Source organism: Micromonospora sp. WMMD956 (assembly GCF_029626125.1).
Lineage (GTDB): Bacteria > Actinomycetota > Actinomycetes > Mycobacteriales > Micromonosporaceae > Micromonospora > Micromonospora carbonacea.
In genome coordinates, this window is the sequence record NZ_JARUBI010000005.1 from 1,730,398 (window position 1) to 1,747,928 (window position 17,531).

Annotated in this window: 18 protein-coding genes; 10 read left to right on the plus strand and 8 right to left on the minus strand. The window is 73.8% G+C overall.

Annotated elements, in window-relative coordinates; translation table 11 throughout:
- Positions 1 to 191: 191 nt before the first annotated feature.
- Entirely contained in the window at positions 192 to 1,382 is a 1,191-nt protein-coding gene (locus tag O7628_RS07955) for a pyridoxal phosphate-dependent aminotransferase (RefSeq protein WP_278129384.1), read from the plus strand.
- A gap of 6 nt (positions 1,383 to 1,388) precedes the next feature.
- Here the strand turns inward: O7628_RS07955 and glmM are convergent, their stop codons facing one another.
- From glmM to O7628_RS07985, 6 genes are all read right to left on the minus strand, one after another.
- Complete coding sequence (glmM, locus tag O7628_RS07960) at positions 1,389 to 2,744, minus strand: phosphoglucosamine mutase (RefSeq protein WP_178066418.1); 1,356 nt, start codon at positions 2,742 to 2,744, stop codon at positions 1,389 to 1,391.
- 114 nt (positions 2,745 to 2,858) lie between these two features.
- A complete protein-coding gene (gene rpsI, locus O7628_RS07965) occupies positions 2,859 to 3,323 on the minus strand; it encodes a 30S ribosomal protein S9 (RefSeq protein ID WP_043965609.1) in 465 nt (154 codons plus the stop codon).
- A 20-nt stretch (positions 3,324 to 3,343) separates the two neighbouring features.
- The gene (gene rplM / locus O7628_RS07970; RefSeq protein ID WP_043965607.1) at positions 3,344 to 3,787 is read right to left on the minus strand and encodes a 50S ribosomal protein L13; all 444 of its coding nucleotides are present in this window, start codon (positions 3,785 to 3,787) and stop codon (positions 3,344 to 3,346) included.
- 210 nt (positions 3,788 to 3,997) lie between these two features.
- Positions 3,998 to 5,365, minus strand: a complete 1,368-nt coding sequence (locus O7628_RS07975) for a nitrate/nitrite transporter (RefSeq protein ID WP_278129385.1) — start codon at positions 5,363 to 5,365, stop codon at positions 3,998 to 4,000.
- A 180-nt stretch (positions 5,366 to 5,545) separates the two neighbouring features.
- Positions 5,546 to 5,839, minus strand: a complete 294-nt coding sequence (locus tag O7628_RS07980) for a type II toxin-antitoxin system PemK/MazF family toxin (protein ID WP_043966519.1) — start codon at positions 5,837 to 5,839, stop codon at positions 5,546 to 5,548.
- Complete coding sequence (locus O7628_RS07985) at positions 5,829 to 6,086, minus strand: DUF6364 family protein (protein ID WP_074472554.1); 258 nt, start codon at positions 6,084 to 6,086, stop codon at positions 5,829 to 5,831. The genes O7628_RS07980 and O7628_RS07985 overlap by 11 nt, the downstream gene beginning before the upstream one ends.
- A gap of 174 nt (positions 6,087 to 6,260) precedes the next feature.
- Here O7628_RS07985 and O7628_RS07990 point away from each other — a divergent pair, with 174 nt between their 5' ends.
- From O7628_RS07990 to O7628_RS08030, 9 genes are all read left to right on the plus strand, one after another.
- Positions 6,261 to 6,719, plus strand: a complete 459-nt coding sequence (locus tag O7628_RS07990; RefSeq protein ID WP_278129386.1) for a helix-turn-helix domain-containing protein — start codon at positions 6,261 to 6,263, stop codon at positions 6,717 to 6,719.
- A gap of 37 nt (positions 6,720 to 6,756) precedes the next feature.
- Entirely contained in the window at positions 6,757 to 7,341 is a 585-nt protein-coding gene (locus O7628_RS07995; protein WP_278129387.1) for a PIN domain-containing protein, read from the plus strand.
- 140 nt (positions 7,342 to 7,481) lie between these two features.
- On the plus strand, positions 7,482 to 9,596 hold the full coding sequence (locus tag O7628_RS08000) for a molybdopterin oxidoreductase family protein (protein ID WP_278129388.1): 2,115 nt from the start codon (positions 7,482 to 7,484) through the stop codon (positions 9,594 to 9,596).
- Positions 9,593 to 11,119 (plus strand): FAD-dependent oxidoreductase, encoded by a 1,527-nt coding sequence (locus O7628_RS08005; RefSeq protein ID WP_278129389.1) that lies wholly within the window; start codon positions 9,593 to 9,595, stop codon positions 11,117 to 11,119. Before O7628_RS08000 ends, O7628_RS08005 begins: the two co-directional genes overlap by 4 nt.
- Positions 11,119 to 13,713 carry a nitrite reductase large subunit NirB gene (gene nirB / locus O7628_RS08010; RefSeq protein WP_278129390.1) on the plus strand — a complete coding sequence of 865 codons (2,595 nt, stop codon included), beginning with the start codon at positions 11,119 to 11,121 and terminating at the stop codon, positions 13,711 to 13,713. The genes O7628_RS08005 and nirB overlap by 1 nt, the downstream gene beginning before the upstream one ends.
- On the plus strand, positions 13,710 to 14,087 hold the full coding sequence (gene nirD / locus O7628_RS08015; RefSeq protein WP_278129391.1) for a nitrite reductase small subunit NirD: 378 nt from the start codon (positions 13,710 to 13,712) through the stop codon (positions 14,085 to 14,087). Before nirB ends, nirD begins: the two co-directional genes overlap by 4 nt.
- Positions 14,088 to 15,176 carry a uroporphyrinogen-III synthase gene (locus tag O7628_RS08020; protein WP_278129392.1) on the plus strand — a complete coding sequence of 363 codons (1,089 nt, stop codon included), beginning with the start codon at positions 14,088 to 14,090 and terminating at the stop codon, positions 15,174 to 15,176. It begins immediately after the preceding gene.
- A gap of 100 nt (positions 15,177 to 15,276) precedes the next feature.
- On the plus strand, positions 15,277 to 15,534 hold the full coding sequence (locus O7628_RS08025) for a UTRA domain-containing protein (protein WP_278129393.1): 258 nt from the start codon (positions 15,277 to 15,279) through the stop codon (positions 15,532 to 15,534).
- Complete coding sequence (locus O7628_RS08030; protein ID WP_278129394.1) at positions 15,518 to 16,246, plus strand: GntR family transcriptional regulator; 729 nt, start codon at positions 15,518 to 15,520, stop codon at positions 16,244 to 16,246. Before O7628_RS08025 ends, O7628_RS08030 begins: the two co-directional genes overlap by 17 nt.
- Before the next feature lie 271 nt (positions 16,247 to 16,517).
- Here the strand turns inward: O7628_RS08030 and O7628_RS08035 are convergent, their stop codons facing one another.
- Together O7628_RS08035 and O7628_RS08040 are read right to left on the minus strand one after the other, a co-directional pair.
- Positions 16,518 to 17,141 (minus strand): ATP/GTP-binding protein, encoded by a 624-nt coding sequence (locus O7628_RS08035; protein ID WP_043965589.1) that lies wholly within the window; start codon positions 17,139 to 17,141, stop codon positions 16,518 to 16,520.
- Positions 17,122 to 17,487, minus strand: a complete 366-nt coding sequence (locus O7628_RS08040; protein WP_007072983.1) for a DUF742 domain-containing protein — start codon at positions 17,485 to 17,487, stop codon at positions 17,122 to 17,124. The genes O7628_RS08035 and O7628_RS08040 overlap by 20 nt, the downstream gene beginning before the upstream one ends.
- Positions 17,488 to 17,531: the final 44 nt, after the last annotated feature.

The window sequence follows — 17,531 nt, forward strand, 5'->3', positions numbered from 1 at the left end:
TTGAGCGAATTGGTGGGGCGGGCCACTCTGGGGAACAAATCTCCCAGCCCGCACCCGGGGCTCCGCGCCGACGCGCGCCCGCCGGGCGGCCACCCGGCCGTGGCCGTACCCCCGGAGGCGGGCCGACCGACCACGACCGGCCATCCGGCCGAGGGTGGGCGTGGTCGGGCCGAGCCCGTAGGCTGACGCGGGTGACGACGACGCCCGCCGATGTCGACCCGCTGGTGGCCCGGATGCGGCCGTTCGGGACGACCATCTTCGCCGAGATGTCCGCCCTCGCCGTGCGGACCGGCGCGGTCAACCTGGGGCAGGGCTTCCCCGACACGGACGGGCCGCCCGAGATGCTCGCCGCCGCCACCGAGGCGCTGCGCGGCGGCCAGAACCAGTACCCGCCCGGTCCGGGCATCCCCGCGCTGCGGGCCGCCGTCGCCGCCCACCAGCGCCGGTTCTGGGGCCTGGAGTACGACCCGGACGACGAGGTCGTGATCACCGCCGGGGCCACCGAGGCGATCGCCGCGAGCATCCTCGCCCTCTGCGAGCCGGGCGACGAGGTGGTCTGCTTCGAGCCGTACTACGACTCGTACGCCGCGTCGATCGCCCTCGCGGGCGCGGTGCGGCGGCCGGTGACGCTGCGGCCCGAGGCAGACGGCCGGTACGCCTTCGACCCGGCGGCGCTGCGCGCCGCGTTCGGGCCGCGTACGCGGCTGGTCCTGCTCAACTCCCCGCACAACCCGACGGGCAAGGTCTTCACCCGCGAGGAGTTGACCCTGGTCGCCGAGCTGTGCCGCGAGCACGACGCGTACGCGGTGACCGACGAGGTGTACGAGCACCTGGTCTTCGCCGACGCCGCCACCCCGCACGTGCCGCTGGCCACCCTGCCCGGCATGCGCGAGCGCACCCTGCGGATCTCGTCGGCCGGCAAGACGTTCTCCTGCACGGGGTGGAAGGTGGGCTGGGTCAGCGGGCCGGCGTCGCTGGTCTCGGCGGCGCTGCGGGTCAAGCAGTTCCTCACCTACGTCAACGGCGCGCCGTTGCAGCCGGCGGTGGCGGTGGCGCTGGCCCTGCCGGACGCCTACTTCGCGGAGTTCTCGGCCGGGATGCAGGCCCGCCGGGACCAGTTGGTCGCCGGGCTGACCGACGCGGGCTTCGGCGTCCTCACGCCCGAGGGGACATACTTCGTCACGGTCGACATCGGCCCGCTCGGCGGGCGGGACGGGGTCGAGTTCTGCCGGTCGCTGCCGGCGCGGTGCGGGGTGGTGGCCGTGCCCACCCAGGTGTTCTACGACGACGTCGAGGCCGGGCGGCGGCTGGTCCGGTTCGCGTTCTGCAAGCGACCGGAGGTGCTCGCCGAGGCGGTCACCCGGCTACGCAGCCTGACCTGACCGCCCTTACACCGTGGGACTGGCGGCGCGGACCTGCTCGGCGATGCGCTCGGCGACCTCGCGGGCGACGCTCTCGGTGGCCGCCTCGACCATCACCCGGACGAGCGGCTCGGTGCCCGAGGGGCGCAGCAGCACCCGGCCGGTCTCGCCCAGTTCCGCCTCGGCCCGCTCGACCTCGGCCCGCACGGCCGGCGCGGCGGCGCCCACCGAGCGGTCCCCGACCGGCACGTTGATCAACACCTGGGGCAGCTTGGTCACCACGGCGGCCAGGTCGGCGAGGGTGCGGCCGGTGGCGGCCATCCGGGCCATCAGGTGCAGCCCGGTGAGCACCCCGTCGCCGGTGGTCGCGTAGGCCGGCATGACGATGTGCCCGCTCTGCTCGCCGCCGAGGGCGAGGCCGGAGCCGCGCAGCTCCTCCAGGACGTACCGGTCGCCGACCTTCGTCTCGATCAGCCGGATGCCCTGCGCGGACATGGCCAGCCGCAGGCCGAGGTTGCTCATCACGGTGGCGACGAGCGTGTCGTCGGTGAGCGCGCCGGACTCCCGCATGGCCACGGCGAGGATCGCCATCACCTGGTCGCCGTCGACCTCGACCCCGTCGGCGGTGACCGCCACGCACCGGTCGGCGTCGCCGTCGTGGGCGATGCCGAGGTGCGCCCCGTGCGCGACGACGGCCTCGCGCAGCGCGTCGATGTGGTTGGAGCCGCAGTCGTCGTTGATGTTGAGGCCGTCCGGCTCGGCGTGGATGGCGACGACCTCGGCCCCCGCCTCCCGGTACGCCACCGGCGCGACCTCGGCCGCCGCGCCGTTGGCGCAGTCGACCACGACCTTGATCCCGTCGAGGCGGTGCGGCACGGTGCCGACGAGGTGCTGCACGTAGTGGTCCGCGCCGTCGAGCAGGTCGTGCACCCGCCCCACCCCGGCGCCGGTCGGCCGGTCCCACGCGGTGACGGCGTTCGCCTCGACGGCCGCCTCGATCCGGGCCTCGATCTCGTCGGGCAGCTTGTGGCCACCGACCGCGAAGAGCTTGATGCCGTTGTCGGGCATGGGGTTGTGCGAGGCGGAGAGCATCACGCCCAGGTCGGCCTTGGCCTCGGCGGTGAGGAACGCCACGGCGGGGGTGGGCAGCACTCCGACGCGCACGACGTTGGCGCCCGCGCTGGTGAGGCCGGCGACCACGGCGGCCTCCAGCATCTCGCCGCTGGCCCGGGTGTCCCGGCCGACCACGGCCAGCGGCGGATGACTGCGGTCCGTCTCGGCCAGTGTGTGGGCGGCGGCCACCGCCACCGCGAGCGCGAGCTCCGGGGTGAGATCCGCGTTCGCGCGTCCGCGTACGCCGTCCGTGCCGAACAACCGGCCCATACCCGCCAACCTCCGATGAAATGGTGCAACAGCGAAAGCGAAACGGCCGGGCCACCCCCCGTCGAGGAGAGGTGGACCCGGCCGTTCGTCAGAAGTACAACGTGAAGCTGTTGATCAGCGCTTCGAGTACTGGGGAGCCTTGCGGGCCTTCTTGAGGCCGTACTTCTTGCTCTCCTTGACCCGGGCGTCACGGGTCAGGAAGCCGGCCTTCTTCAGGGCCGGGCGGTCGTCGGGCTCGCTGACGATCAGCGCCCGCGCGATCGCGAGCCGCAGCGCACCGGCCTGGCCGGTGGTGCCGCCGCCGCGCAGGTTGGCGATGACGTCGAACGCCTCGGGCTTCTCGGCGGTCACCAGCGGGTCCTTGATGAGCTGCTGGTGCACCTTGCTCGGGAAGTAGGCCTCGAGGTCGCGGCCGTTGCAGGTGATCTTGCCGCTGCCGGGGACGATGCGCACCCGGACGATGGCCTCCTTGCGGCGGCCCACGGTCTGGATCGGGCGGTCGCCGCGGGGGGCGCGGACGACGGGCGCCGGCGCCTCGGTGGCCTCGGGGGCAACCTCGGTCTCGGTGATGTCGGTCATGCTGTTTCCTTCGCCCGCGCTCACTGCGCGATCTGCTTGATCTCGAACGGCGTCGGCTGCTGCGCGCCGTGCGGGTGCTCGGCACCGGCGTAGACCTTCAGCTTCTTGATGAGCTGACGGCCGAGCTTGTTGTGCGGGAGCATCCCCTTCACGGCCAGCTCGATGGCCCGCTCGGGGCGCTTGCTGAGCAGCTCCTCGTAGCCGACCTGCTTGAGGCCGCCCGGGTAACCGGAGTGGCGGTAGGCGACCTTCTGCTGACGCTTGTTGCCGGTCAGCGCAACCTTGCCCGCGTTCACGACGACGACGAAGTCGCCCGTGTCGACGTGCGGCGCGAAAGTCGGCTTGTGCTTGCCACGCAGCAGCGTGGCGGCGTGGGTCGCGAGGCGGCCCAGCACGACATCAGAGGCGTCGATGACGTGCCACTGACGCTCGATCTCACCCGGCTTCGGGCTGTACGTACGCACAGGTCTACCTTGTCTCGTCGTCGGTCTGGGGTCGCGCGCCGAGGTGACCAGGACAACCCGGCCGGACCAGCGCGCACGAACGACCAAGCGTACCTGATGCGGCACGCCTCTAAATGTCGTACAACAGCAGGCAACGATACCCGGGGCCGGGTCGGCAGGTCAAAACGGGGGGCCGCCCGGCGCGGCCCCCCGTTTCGATCATGACCAGGGTCACACCCCGGCGCGGGCCATCCGGGAGCCGGGCCGCACGTACGCGACCCAGGTGACCACCAGCAGCACCAGGAAGAAGCCGACGTAGAAGCGCAGCGCCGGCTGGATGCCGCCGTAGGTGGACTTGGCCCAGGCATAGCAGATCGGCACGAGGAAGCCGCCGAACGCCCCGACGGAGGAGATGATGCCCAGCGCCCCGGCCGCCTGCCGCCGCATGGCCAGCATGGTCTCCGGGGAGCCGCCCAGGTCCTCGCCCTTGACCCGGAAGATCTTGGAGATCATCCGGTACGTCGACCCGTTGCCGATCCCGGTCGCCACGAACAGCAGCATGAACGCGGCGAAGAAGACACCCAGGCTGCGTTCCTGCACGGACCAGAGCGCGCCGTACGCCCCGACGGCCATCAGCACGAAGCTGCCGATGGTGACCCGGGCCCCGCCCACCCGGTCGGCCAGCCGCCCGCCCAGCGGGCGGAAGAACGAGCCGATGCCGGCACCGATGAACGCCCAGCTCAACGCGATGTCGGGCCGGCCGAACACCGAGTTGAGCAGGGTCGGGAACGCCGCCGAGTAGCCGATGAACGAGCCGAAGGTGCCGATGTACAGCAGCGACATGATCCAGGTGTCGGCGTGCCGCAGCGCGGACCAGACCGGCTTCACGTCCGCCTTCGCCTCGGCCAGGTTGTCCATGAACAAATACGCGCAGACGGCCGCGGCGACGGCGAGCGGGACGTACATCAGGCCGGCCCGGGAGAGCGCGAGCCCGCCGCCCAGCACGATCACCTGGGGCACCAGGAACTGCACGACCGCGACGCCGATGTTGCCGCCGGCGGCGTTGAGGCCCAGCGCCCAGCCCTTCTCCCGCTCCGGGTAGAAGAAGGAGATGTTGGCCATGCTGGAGGCGAAGTTGCCGCCGCCGAGGCCGGCGGTGGCGGCGACCAGCAGCAGCGGCACATACCCGATCTCCGGGTTCTCGACCGCCCAGGCCAGGCCGAGGCAGGGCAGCACCAGCAGCAACGCGGAGACGATGGTCCAGTTCCGGCCGCCGAAGATCGGCACCGCGAAGGTGTACGGCAGCCGCAGCAGCGCGCCCACGCCGCTGGGCACGGCGGTCAGCCACAGCGTCTGGCTGGTGCTGAGCTGCCAGCCGACGTCGTCGAGCCGGACGACGACGATGCTCCAGAGCAGCCAGACCGAGAAGCCGATGTGCTCGGCGAAGATCGAGTAGACGAGGTTCCGGCGGGCGATCGACCTGCCGACGCCCCGCCAGAAGCCCTGGTCCTCGGGGTCCCAGTGCCCGATCCACCGGCCCGGCCGGCGTTGCAGGTCGATCTCGCCTGTGGGTTCGGTCTCGACCACCGTGCTGGTCATCCGCTGTCTCCTCCCGGCCGGGCATCCACGTCGCCCGACGCCATGGGGACGGGCGACGGACGGTTCCGCCAGCAAGTTAGGAGGCCGGGATTACCGGAACATTCGTCGCGGGAGTCGCCGACGCAACAGCCGCCGCACAGGGCGGGTCGGGACAATGGTGAGATCCCGGTCGGGCTGCGGTCAGAGTTGTTGCAGGATACGCAATGCGCGGGCGACCCGCTGCATGGTGTCCGCGTCGGCCACGTCCACGCACTCGGTGAACCACTGCTTCATGGGCGAGGAGAGCCGGTCGGGCATCACCACGTGCCCGCCCATCGGCACGGCCAGCGGCGAGTCGCGCAGCAGCGCCGCCTCGACCACCTCGGCGACCATCACGATGGGCACGTCGGTGGAGTTGTAGACGTCGGAGCTGATCACCAGCCCGAGCCGTTCCCGGGCGCCGGAGATCCGCCAGACCTCCCCCCTACGCAGCACGCGGCCGCCCGCGGAAGAGCACGTCGTCGACCAGCGCCACCTCGCGGGCGTCGGCGACGGCGGCCGCTTCCAGGTCGAGCCCGGCCCGGTTGACGGCGTCGGCGTGCGCGGTGAAGACCTCGCGCAGCGCCTTCTCCCGGGCGGCCTGGTCCATCCAGGCGGAGAGCGACAGCCCCTCGCGCTTGGCGAACCGGCGCGCCTCCTCGATCGTCTCGTCGGAGAACGACAGCGTCACCTTGGCAGTCATGCCACCCAGCCTACTCCCGGTATGACGCACGGTCATCCCCCCGCTTCGAACCAGTCGCGACAGGCGCAATATTCGCAATGGCTTGCGGTTGCTTCGGACACGAGTGAATATGGAGTCCAGGGTGAGTTGTACGGATCCACCAAACATCTCACGCAGAAGCAGGGGGGAACGGCCATGAGCGTCACCGCCACGATGTCCGTGCGGCCCGCCGAGGGCCCTGAGCGCCAACGAGTGGCCGAGATCGACGACTTCCTCAGGCGTCACCACCGCCGCCTCGGCGACGGCCCGACGCGACTCGTCTCAGCCAACGGCGAGGAGGTGCCCGTTCCCGTGCAACTGTTCGACCTGCTGCGCGAGATCGCCGCCACGCTGGCCCGCGGCGACGGCGTGGCCGTCAACGCCATCTCCCGGGAACTGTCGACCACCGAGGCGGCGAAGCTCCTGGGCATGTCCCGCCCCTCGCTCGTCCGCCTGCTCGACGACGCCACCATCCCGGCGCACCGGGTCGGCAGCCATCGCCGGGTGTTCCTGCGCGACGTCCTGGACTTCAGGCAGCGTCAACTGGAGGAGCGTCGCCGGTCGTACGAGGCGCTGATGCGTGAGTCGGACGCGCTCGGACTCGACGACGAGTAGTGCGTGCTCGATCGGTCACGATCGGTAAAGTGTCCCGGTGATCCCCAGCTCCCCCCTGGTGTTCCTGGATGCCAACGTCCTGTATTCGCGGACGCTCCGCGACTGGATCTGCCTCCTTGCGCTGGAGAGCGCCTACGACCTCCGCTACAGCGAAGACGTCCTGGCGGAGTGGATTTACCGCCTGCGCCGCAAGCGCCCGGAACTGTCCGAGCACGCGATCGGCGGGCAGCGACGCAAGTTCGTCGCCGCATTCCCCGACGGCATGGTCACCGGCTACTCCCCCGGTTCGGTGCCCTGCCCACCCGACCCCGACGACCGTCACGTGCTCGCCGCCGCGATCCACGGCGGCGTCGACGTGCTGGTGACGAACGACCGACAAGGACGCGAGGCGTTCCCCCCGGAGTGCGTGCGAGGCCGCCTTGAGGTCCACACCGCGGACGAGTTCCTGGACCACGTCGCGGGCGACTCGATGGCCCCGGTGTGGCGGGTCCTGGCGAAGCAACTCGACTACTACCAGCGCACGCGGGGCACCGACGACTACACCGAGGCGGAACTGGTCGCCTTCCTGCGCAAGGCCGGTGCCGCCCGCTTCGCGGAGCGACTGGAACGCCTGGCGACCTGATGACATCGACCGTTACGCCAGCGAGCCTGCGCTCAGCAGGAGGTCCGGCGGGTTTCTCCTGTGCGGTGTGAGGCGCTCTTGACAGGACCGAAACAAACGGGACGCTGACCCGAAACCGCCCGGCGGCACGCTTTGCCGACATGACAGACGGTGCACGGCCGGCGACTGACCCGGGGGGCTCCCCCCGGGAGGCGGCGACACACTGCCCGTACTGCGCCCTCCAGTGCGGCATGACGCTGCGCGAGACCGGCGGCCGGGTCGAGGTCCTCCCCCGGGACTTCCCCACCAACCGTGGCGGCCTCTGCCAGAAGGGCTGGACGGCCGCCGACCTGCTCGACCACCCCGACCGGCTGACCACCCCGCTGGTGCGCGACGCCGGCACCGGGCAGCTGCGCCCGGCGTCCTGGGCCGAGGCGATGGAGCGGATCGTCGGGGGCGTGCGCGCCGTCCAGGACCGGCACGGCCGCGACGCGGTCGCCGTCTTCGGCGGCGGCGGGCTGACCAACGAGAAGGCGTACGCGCTGGGCAAGTTCGCGCGGGTGGCGCTGCGCACCCGGCACGTCGACTACAACGGGCGCTGGTGCATGTCGTCGGCGGCGGCGGCCGGCAACCGCGCGTTCGGCGTCGACCGGGGGCTGCCGTTCCCGCTGGCCGACCTGGGCCGGGCCCGCACCCTGCTGATGGTGGGCGCGAACCCGGCCGAGACGATGCCGCCGCTGATGCGCCACGTCGCCGACCAGCAGGCCGCCGGCGGGACGCTGATCGTGGTGGACCCCCGGGCCACCGCCACCGCCCGGCAGGCCGACCTGCACCTGCAACCGGTGCCCGGCACCGACCTCGCGCTGGCCAACGCGCTGCTGCACATCGCGCTCACCGAGGGCTACGTCGACCGGGCGTACGTCGCCGAGCGCACCACCGGCTTCGACGAGGTGCGGCGCACGGTGGCCGGCTACTGGCCGGCCGAGGTGGAGCGGCTCACCGGCGTGCCGGTGGCCGACCTGGAGACGACCGCGCGGGCCCTGGCGACGGCGGGCGGGGCGATCATCCTCACCGCGCGGGGGGCCGAGCAGCACGCCAAGGGCGTCGACACGGTCACCGCGTTCATCAACCTGGCGCTGGCGCTGGGCCTGCCCGGCCGGCCCGGCTCCGGCTACGGCTGCCTCACCGGCCAGGGCAACGGCCAGGGCGGGCGGGAGCACGGCCAGAAGGCCGACCAGCTCCCCGGCTACCGCAGCATCACCGACCCGGCGGCCCGCGCGCACGTCGCCGGGGTCTGGGGGGTGAGCGCCGACGAGCTGCCCGGGCCGGGCGTGCCCGCGTACCAGCTCCTGGATTCCCTCGGCACCCCGGCGGGCCCGAAGGCGCTGCTGGTGTTCGGCTCCAACCCGGTGGTGTCCGCACCCCGCGCGGCCCGGGTCGAGGGCCGGCTGCGGGACCTGGACCTGCTGGTCGTCGCCGACCTGGTGCGCTCGGAGACCGCCGAGCTGGCCGATGTGGTGCTGCCCACCGCCCAGTGGGCCGAGGAGGACGGCACGATGACCAACCTGGAGGGCCGGGTGCTGCGCCGCCGCGCGGTGCGTACGCCTCCGCCGGGCGTGCGGACCGACCTGGCGATCATCGCCGACCTGGCCGAGCGGCTCGGCGCCAAGGCGGGCTTCGGCGACGACCCGGCGGAGGTCTTCGGCGAGCTGCGTCGGGCCTCGGCCGGCGGGGCCGCCGACTACGCCGGGGTCAGCTACGACCGGATCGACGCCACCGGCGGGGTGTTCTGGCCCTGCCCGGACCCGGCCGCGCCGGACACCCCCCGGCTGTTCGCCGACGCGTTCCCCACCCCCGACGGGCGGGCCCGGTTCCGCGCGGTCGACCACCGGCCGGCCGCCGAGGAGGTGTGCGCCGAGTATCCGCTGCGGCTGACCACCGGCCGGGTGCTCGCCCAGTACCAGTCCGGCGCGCAGACCCGCCGGGTGGCGGCGCTGCGCCGGGCCGCGCCGGGTGCGTTCGTCGAGCTGCACCCGGACCTGGCCGCCCGGCTCGGCGTCGGCGACGGCGAGGACGTACGCGTCACCTCGCGTCGCGGCGAGCTGCGGGCCCCGGCCCGGCTCACCCCGACGATCCGCCCCGACACGGTCTTCGCGCCGTTCCACTGGGGCGGGGCCGCGCGGGCGAACTCGGTCACCAACGACGCCGTCGACCCGGTCTCCGGGATGCCGGAGTTCAAGATCTGCGCCGTCCGGGTGGAGAGGGCTCAGCCATGACCGCCGTCGTGATCGTGGGCTACGGGATGGCCGGCGCGCGGCTCGCCGCCGAGCTGCACGCCCGCCCCGGGGACCGCAAGGTCACCGTGCTCGGCGCGGAGCCGCACCGGGCGTACAACCGGATCATGCTCTCCACCCTGCTCGCCGGGAAGGTCGACGAGCCGGACGTGGAGCTGACCGAGGCCGCCGGGCACGGCGTGGACGTGCGCACCGGGGTCGCGGTGACCGCGATCGACCGGGCCGCCCGCGAGGTGCGCACCGGCGACGGCGAGCGGATGGGGTACGACCACCTGGTGCTCGCCACCGGCAGCCGGGCCGTGGTGCCGCCGCTGCCGGGGCTGGACCCGGCGGCCCTGCCCGACCGGGTGGCCGTCTTCCGCACCCTCGACGACTGCCGGCGCATCCTGGCCCTGGCCCGGGGCGCGCGCCGCGCGCTGGTGCTCGGCGGCGGCCTGCTCGGGCTGGAGGCGGCCCGGGGGCTCGCCGCCCGGGGGCTGGACGTGACGGTGGTCCACCCGAACGGGCACCTGATGGAACGGCAACTCGACCCGACGGCCGGCGCGGTGCTCGCCGGCACGCTCGCCGGCCTCGGCGTCCGCGCCCGCCTCGGCGCGTCCGCGACGAGGCTCGCCGCCGACGCCGACGGCGTCCGGCTCGACCTGTCCGACGGCTCGTCGCTCGCCGCCGACCTGCTGGTGCTCTCCTGCGGGGTGCGCCCCGACACCGCCCTCGCCGCCGCGGCGGGGCTGGCGGTGCAGCGGGGCATCGTGGTCGACGACCGGCTGCGCACCAGCGACCCGCACGTGTCGGCGATCGGCGACTGCGCCCAGCACGACGGCACGCCCAGCGGGCTGGTCGCGCCGGCCTGGGCGCAGGCCCGGGTGGTGGCGCAGCTGCTCAGCGGCGCGGACGCGCACGCCGCGTACCGGGCCCGGCCGGCGGTGACCCGGCTCAAGGCGGCCGGGATCGACCTCGCCGCGATGGGCGACACCGCCGCCGGGGGCGACCGGACCGGCGACGGGCCGGTCGAGGAGCTGACCTTCGCCGACCCGGCCCGGGGCACGTACGCCCGGCTGCGCATCCGCGACGAGCGGCTGACCGGGGCGATCCTGCTCGGCGACAACCCGGCCGTCGGCACGGTGGTGCAGCTGTTCGACCGGGGCGCGCCCGTGCCGTCGGACCGGCGGGCGCTGCTGCTGGGCCGGGCGCTCGGCGGCGCGCCGGCGGCACCGGCCGCGTCACCGGCGCTGATGCCGGACGCGGCGACCGTGTGCCAGTGCAACGACGTCAGCAAGGGCGCGCTGGTGGCCTGCTGGCGGGCCGGGGCCAGGACGGTGGCGGCGATGTCGGCGGCGACCCGGGCCGGCACCGGCTGCGGCGGGTGCCGCGACGCCCTCGCCGGCATCGTCGGCTGGCTCGCCGAGGTCGACCCGGCGGCCGACGCACCGGCCGGGCCGCCCGCGACCGACCCGACCGACGACGACAGCCCGAGGGCGCGACACGACCGCGTGGAGGTGGCGTGATGAACGGCGACACGACAGGGCCGGGCACCGCCGGAGGCGACGCCGCCACCGGCGGCAGGGTGGTCGTCATCGGCAACGGCATGGTGGGGCAGCGGTTCACCGAGGCGCTGCGCGCCCGGGACACCGACCGCCGCTGGCAGGTGACGGTGCTCGCCGAGGAGCGCCGGCCGGCGTACGACCGGGTGCGGCTGTCGGCGTTCTTCGACGGGGTGTCCGCCGAGGAGCTGAACCTGCACACCCCCGACGACGGGGTGGAGCTGCGCCTCGGCGAGCCGGCCACCGCCATCGACCGCGAGCGGCGGGTGGTGGCCACGGCGACCGGCGAGCACCCGTACGACGCGGTCGTGCTGGCGACCGGCTCGTACCCGTTCGTGCCGCCGGTGGCGGGCCGGGACCTGCCCGGGGTGTTCGTCTACCGCACGCTCGACGACCTGGAGGCGATCCGGGAGCACGCCCGGGGCCGGCGCGTGGGCGCGGTGATCGGCGGCGGGCTGCTCGGCCTGGAGGCGGCGAACGCGCTGCGCCTGCTCGGCCTGGCCACCCACGTGGTCGAGTTCGCGCCCCGGCTGATGCCGGTGCAGGTCGACGAGGCCGGCGGGGCGATGCTGCGCCGCTACGTCGAGGAGCTGGGGGTCACCACCCACCTCGGGGTGGCGACCACCGCGCTGCGACCCGGCGCGGACGGCGCGGTGGCGGCGCTGGAGCTGTCGGACGGCCGCACGGTCGACGCCGAGCTGGTGGTGGTGGCGGCCGGCATCCGGCCCCGCGACGACCTGGCCCGCGCGGCCGGGCTGGAGCTGGGCCCGCGCGGCGGCGTGCTGGTCGACGCGACGTGCCGCACCGGCGACGAGCGGATCTGGGCGGTCGGCGAGTGCGCCGCCGTCGACGGGGTCTGTCACGGCCTGGTCGCCCCCGGCTACGCCACCGCCGAGGTCGTGGCCGACCGGCTGCTGGGCGGCGCGGCGACGTTCCCCGGCGCGGACACCGCGACGAAGCTGAAGCTGCTCGGGGTGGACGTGGCGTCGTTCGGCGACGCCCACGGCACCACCGAGGGCAGCCTCGACGTGACGTTCACCGACCCGGCGACCCGGTCGTACGCGAAGCTGGTCCTCTCCGACGACGCGACGACGCTGCTCGGCGGCGTGCTGGTCGGCGACGCGAGCGCCTACCCGACGCTGCGGGCCAGCGTCGGCGGGCCGCTGCCGGCCGCGCCGCTGGCGCTGCTGGCCCCGGCCGGCGGGGCGGCGGCCGGGGCCGGGGCGCTGCCCGGCAGCGCGCAGGTCTGCTCGTGCAACGCGGTGACCCGCGACGACATCGACGCGGCGATCGCCGGCGGCTGCGCGGACGTGCCGGCGCTGAAGGCGTGCACCCGGGCCGGGACGAGCTGCGGGTCGTGCGTGCCGATGCTCAAGCAGCTGCTCGACGCGGCGGGGGTGAAGCAGTCCACCGCGCTGTGCGAGCACTTCGACCTGAGCCGGCAGGAGCTGTTCGACGTGGTGCGGGTGCGCGGCATCCGCACCTTCTCGCGGCTGATCGCCGAGCACGGGCGGGGCCGGGGCTGCGACATCTGCAAGCCGGTGGTCGCCTCGATCCTCGCGTCGCTGGGCACCGGGCACGTGCTCGACGGCGAGCGGGCGTCGTTGCAGGACACCAACGACGCGTACCTGGCGAACCTGCAACGCGACGGCAGCTACTCGGTGGTGCCCCGGATCCCCGGCGGCGAGATCACCCCGGAGAAACTGATCGTGATCGGTCAGGTGGCGCAGGAGTTCAAGCTCTACACGAAGATCACCGGCGGGCAGCGCATCGACCTGTTCGGGGCGCGGGTCGACCAGCTCCCGCAGATCTGGCGGCGGCTGGTGGACGCGGGCTTCGAGTCCGGCCACGCGTACGGCAAGGCGCTGCGCACGGTGAAGTCGTGCGTCGGCGAGACCTGGTGCCGGTACGGGGTGCAGGACTCCGTCGGCCTGGCCGTGGCCCTGGAGCTGCGCTACCGGGGGCTGCGCGCCCCGCACAAGCTCAAGTCGGCGGTGTCGGGCTGCGCCCGGGAGTGCGCCGAGGCCCGCAGCAAGGACTTCGGCATCATCGCCACCGACACCGGCTGGAACCTCTACGTCGGCGGCAACGGCGGCTTCCGGCCCCGGCACGCCGACCTGTTCGCCACCGACCTGTCCACGGCGGAGCTGATCCCGCTGATCGACCGGTTCCTCATGTACTACATCCGCACGGCGGACCGGTTGCAGCGCACCGCGGCCTGGATCGAGGCGATGGAGGGCGGGCTCGACCACCTGCGCGCCGTCATCGTGGACGACTCGCTGGGCCTCTGCGCCGAGCTGGAGGCGGAGATGGCCCGGCACGTGGCGGGCTACTCGGACGAGTGGCGCGACGTGCTCGACGACCCGGAGCGGCTGCGCCGCTTCTCGTCGTTCGTCAACGCGCCCGACGTGCCGGACCCGTCGATCACCTTCGCCGTCGAACGCGGTCAGCCCGTGCCCGCCGGCCGGGCCCGGCCCGTCGCGGCGGCACCCGACGGCGAGGCGCCCGCCCGCCGCCGGCAACCGGTCACCCTCGGCCTTCCGGAGGTACGGCGATGAGCATCGCGACGGACACGTACACGCGCCCCCCGGCGGCGGACGCACCGGGCTGGAGCCCGGTCTGCCCGCTGGAGCGGCTGGAGCCGGAGCGGGGCGTGGCGGCCCTGGTCGACGGGGCGCAGGTCGCCCTGTTCCGCGCCGGCGACGAGCTGTTCGCCCTGGACAACCTCGACCCGGTCGGCGGCGCGTACGTGCTGTCGCGGGGCATCGTGGGCAGCCGGGGCGGCACCCCGACGGTCGCCTCCCCGCTGCACAAGCAGGTGTACGACCTGCGCACCGGCGCCTGCCTGGACCTGCCCGGCGTGGCGGTGCCCCGGCACGACGTGCGCTGCCGGGACGGCCTGGTCGAGGTGCGGTTGAGACGGGAGGGGTGAATGGCCGACGAGCTGGCCGGCTTCACCATCGGGGTCACCGCTGACCGCCGACGCGACGAGCTGGCCGCCCTGCTGCAACGGCGCGGCGCGCGGGTGGTGATCGCGCCGGCCCTGCGGATCGTGCCGCTGACCGACGACACGGACCTGCGCGAGGCAACCCGGGAGTGCCTGGCCCGCCGGCCGGACGTGCTGATGGCCAACACCGGCATCGGGATGCGCGGCTGGCTGGAGGCGGCCGAGGGCTGGGGGCTGGCGGAGCCGCTGCGCGGCGTGCTGTCGCAGGCGTACGTGGTGGCCCGGGGTCCCAAGGCGCGGGGGGCGATCCGCGCCGCCGGCCTGCACGACCAGTGGTCGCCGGACTCGGAGAGCTGCGAGGAGGTCGTCGAGCACCTGGTGCGGCGCGGGGTGGCCGGGCAGGTGATCGCCATGCAGTTGCACGGCGACCGGCAGCCCGAGTGCACGAGCGCGCTGGAGGACGCCGGGGCGACCGTGATCGAGGTGCCGGTCTACCGGTGGGCCCCGCCGACCGACCCCGCGCCGCTGCACCGGCTCATCGACCTGGTCGCGGGCCGGCTGGTGGACGCGGTCACGTTCACCTCCGCCCCGGCGGCCGAGGCGCTGCTGCGCGCCGCCGGGGACCGCACCGAGACGGTGCTGGAGGCGCTGCGCGGCGACGTGCTGGCCAGCTGCGTGGGCGCGGTGACCGCCGAGCCGCTGGTGCGGCGGGGCGTGCCGGTGAGCGCGCCGAGCCGGGCCCGGCTGGGCGCGCTGGTCCGGACCATCGTGGACGAGCTGCCCCGGCGTACGGTCAGCATCAAGGCCGCCGGGCACCTGCTGACCCTGCGCGGCCACGCGGCCGTGGTCGACGGGGAGCTGCGCCCGCTCGCCCCGGCGCCGATGGCGGTGCTGCGGGCCCTGGCCACCTCACCGGGTCGGGTGCTGTCCCGCACCGCCCTGCTGCGGACGCTGCCGCGCGGCGCGGACGAGCACGCGGTGGAGATGGCGGTGGCCCGACTGCGCGCCGGGCTGAAGGCCCCCCGGGTGGTACAGACGGTGGTGAAGCGCGGCTACCGCCTCCGCGTCGACTGACTGTTCGACGAGCGACCCGTCAAACTGACCGACTCCTACTATCCGCTCCACCTGGCGGGGCACCGCGCTCGCCGAGCCCCGGAAGATCCGGGGCGGCGCGGTGAGCCTGCTTGCCGAGCTGGGGCACCGCCCCCGGATGGCGACCGAGGACGTCCGGGCCCGCCGTCCGACCGCGACGGAGCGCGCCCTGCTGGACCTGGCATCCGACGAGTGGGTGCTCAGCCTCACCCGCCTGCTCACGACCGACGCCGGAGTCCCGGTCGAGGTGAGCATGATGACCATGGTGGCCGAGGGCCGCCGCCTGCGATACCAAGTGGCGATCGAGGAGAAGGGTCACCGCCGTGACGAGGAGAAGTGACGGCCGTCCACGACACGAGCAGATCGCCGCCGATCTCCGAGCCCGGATCATGGCCGGCGACCTGCCGTCCGGCGCGCAACTGCCGTCCATTCCCACCCTGGTCACGCAGTACAGCACGGCCACCGCGACGATCCAGCGAGCCCTGGCCGCGCTCAAGGACGAGGGGTACCTCCACAGTCACGTCGGCAAGGGTGTCTACGTACGGGACCGGGAACCACTGATCGTCACCGCCACCGCATACGTCCCGCCGTCCGAGGGCAGTTTCGCGTACGAGATCCTGAAGGTCGCCGAGATCGAGCCGCCCGCCGAGGTCAGCCGTTGCCTCGGCCTGGCGAGCAGTGAGCCGGCGCTACTGCGCCACCGGCTCCTCCTCCACCGGGCCGAGCCGGTCGAGTTGTCCTGGTCGTACTATCCCGCCTCGATCGCTCGGCACACCGAGCTGGCCAGGACGCGACGAATCCGGGGTGGCGCGCCCCGGGTCCTCGCCGAGATCGGCCACCCGCAACAGCGCCACGTCGACCAGGTGTCGGCCCGGATGCCGACCACGGAGGAGTTGGAGCGGCTCGACCTGCCCGCCAACGTTCCGGTCCTGCGCCAGCTCCGGGTCGTCCACTCCCCCGACCGGCCCATCGAGGTGACCGTCATGGTCAAGGGCGCGCACCTGCACGAACTGCGCTACGAACGGCTGACGGACGGCGTGGACGATCGATGATGCCGGGGAACGGTGGCTGCCTCCGGGACACGACACGCCGAGGCGACTCCACCGCAACCGGCCATCGACCGCACGCCCCGCGCCACCCGGCCCCAAGCCATCCGACAGCGAGTGGCGGGCCCTGATCACGCCCGATGCAGGAAAGAGTGGCCTCGGTGTCGCTTCGAGGCCACTCTTTCCACGATCGAGCGCGCTCCCGCCGAGCGCACTCCCGCCGAGCGCGCGCCCGCCGCCGCACGCCCGCCGGGCGGGGTCCCGCCGTTGGCGACGCTCAGCCGACCGGGGTCGGGAAGCCCCGGCCGTGCTCCGCCTGGAGGCGCATCATCGCGTGCTCGACGACCGTCACCAGCACCTGCTTGACGGGCTCCCGGTGCCGGGCGTCGGTCATGATCAGGGGCACCTGGGGCGAGATGGCGAGGGCCTCGCGGACCTCCTCCAGCTCGTACTGCGGCGCGCCGTCGAACCGGTTGAGCGCCACCACGTACGGCAGGCGGCGGTTCTCGAAGTAGTCCAGCGGGGCGAAGGCGTCGGTGATCCGGCGGGTGTCGACCAGCACCGCCGCGCCCACCGCGCCCTTGATGATCTCGTCCCACATGAACCAGAACCGGGTCTGGCCGGGCGTGCCGAACAGGTACAGGATCAGGTCCTCGGCCATGGTGATGCGGCCGAAGTCCATGGCGACCGTCGTCGTCTGCTTCCCCGGCACCTTCGACGGGTCGTCGATGCCGACGCCGGCGGAGGTCATCACCGCCTCGGTGGTCAGCGGAGTGATCTCCGAGACCGCGCCGACCAGGGTCGTCTTGCCCACCCCGAAGCCGCCCGCAACCACGATCTTCGCGGAGGTGATCCCGCGGTTGCGGCGCGCCCCGGCGGGGTCATAGCCTGCGAAGTCCACTTAGCACCCTTCCAAGAATTTCCATCCGCTCCTCGTATCCCTCGGCGGGAGCGGCAGTATGCAGGGTCAGCAGGCCCTCGGCCACCATGTCGGCGACGATGACCCGGGCGACGCCCAGGGGCATCCGGGTGTACGCGGCGACCTCGGCCAGCGACTGGGGCCGACCCTCGCAGATCGTGGCGATCCGGTGCTTGTCGTGACCGGCGAACCGGGACTCGGCGACGGCTGTCGGGCTGGCCGTCAGCACCGCCTCCAGCGCGATGTCCTGGCGTGGCTCGGTACGGCCGCGGGTGACCGCGTACGGACGCACCAGCGCGCCGCGCGGGTCCTCCCGTCGTTGGTCCATCCGCGATCACCTCCTCCCGGTCGACGTCGTCGCTCGACGTCTGG

Excerpts from the sequence above, each read along its gene's own strand:
- O7628_RS07975 (WP_278129385.1), bottom strand. The coding sequence starts at position 5,365 with ATGACCAGCACGGTGGTCGAGACCGAACCCACAGGCGAGATCGACCTG.
- glmM (WP_178066418.1), bottom strand. The coding sequence starts at position 2,744 with ATGGGCCGGTTGTTCGGCACGGACGGCGTACGCGGACGCGCGAACGCG.
- O7628_RS08020 (WP_278129392.1), top strand. The coding sequence starts at position 14,088 with ATGGCCGACGAGCTGGCCGGCTTCACCATCGGGGTCACCGCTGACCGC.
- O7628_RS08005 (WP_278129389.1), top strand. The coding sequence starts at position 9,593 with ATGACCGCCGTCGTGATCGTGGGCTACGGGATGGCCGGCGCGCGGCTC.
- O7628_RS07990 (WP_278129386.1), top strand. The coding sequence starts at position 6,261 with ATGAGCGTCACCGCCACGATGTCCGTGCGGCCCGCCGAGGGCCCTGAG.
- O7628_RS08040 (WP_007072983.1), bottom strand. The coding sequence starts at position 17,487 with ATGGACCAACGACGGGAGGACCCGCGCGGCGCGCTGGTGCGTCCGTAC.
- O7628_RS08000 (WP_278129388.1), top strand. The coding sequence starts at position 7,482 with ATGACAGACGGTGCACGGCCGGCGACTGACCCGGGGGGCTCCCCCCGG.
- nirD (WP_278129391.1), top strand. The coding sequence starts at position 13,710 with ATGAGCATCGCGACGGACACGTACACGCGCCCCCCGGCGGCGGACGCA.
- rpsI (WP_043965609.1), bottom strand. The coding sequence starts at position 3,323 with ATGACCGACATCACCGAGACCGAGGTTGCCCCCGAGGCCACCGAGGCG.
- O7628_RS07985 (WP_074472554.1), bottom strand. The coding sequence starts at position 6,086 with ATGACTGCCAAGGTGACGCTGTCGTTCTCCGACGAGACGATCGAGGAG.
- nirB (WP_278129390.1), top strand. The coding sequence starts at position 11,119 with ATGAACGGCGACACGACAGGGCCGGGCACCGCCGGAGGCGACGCCGCC.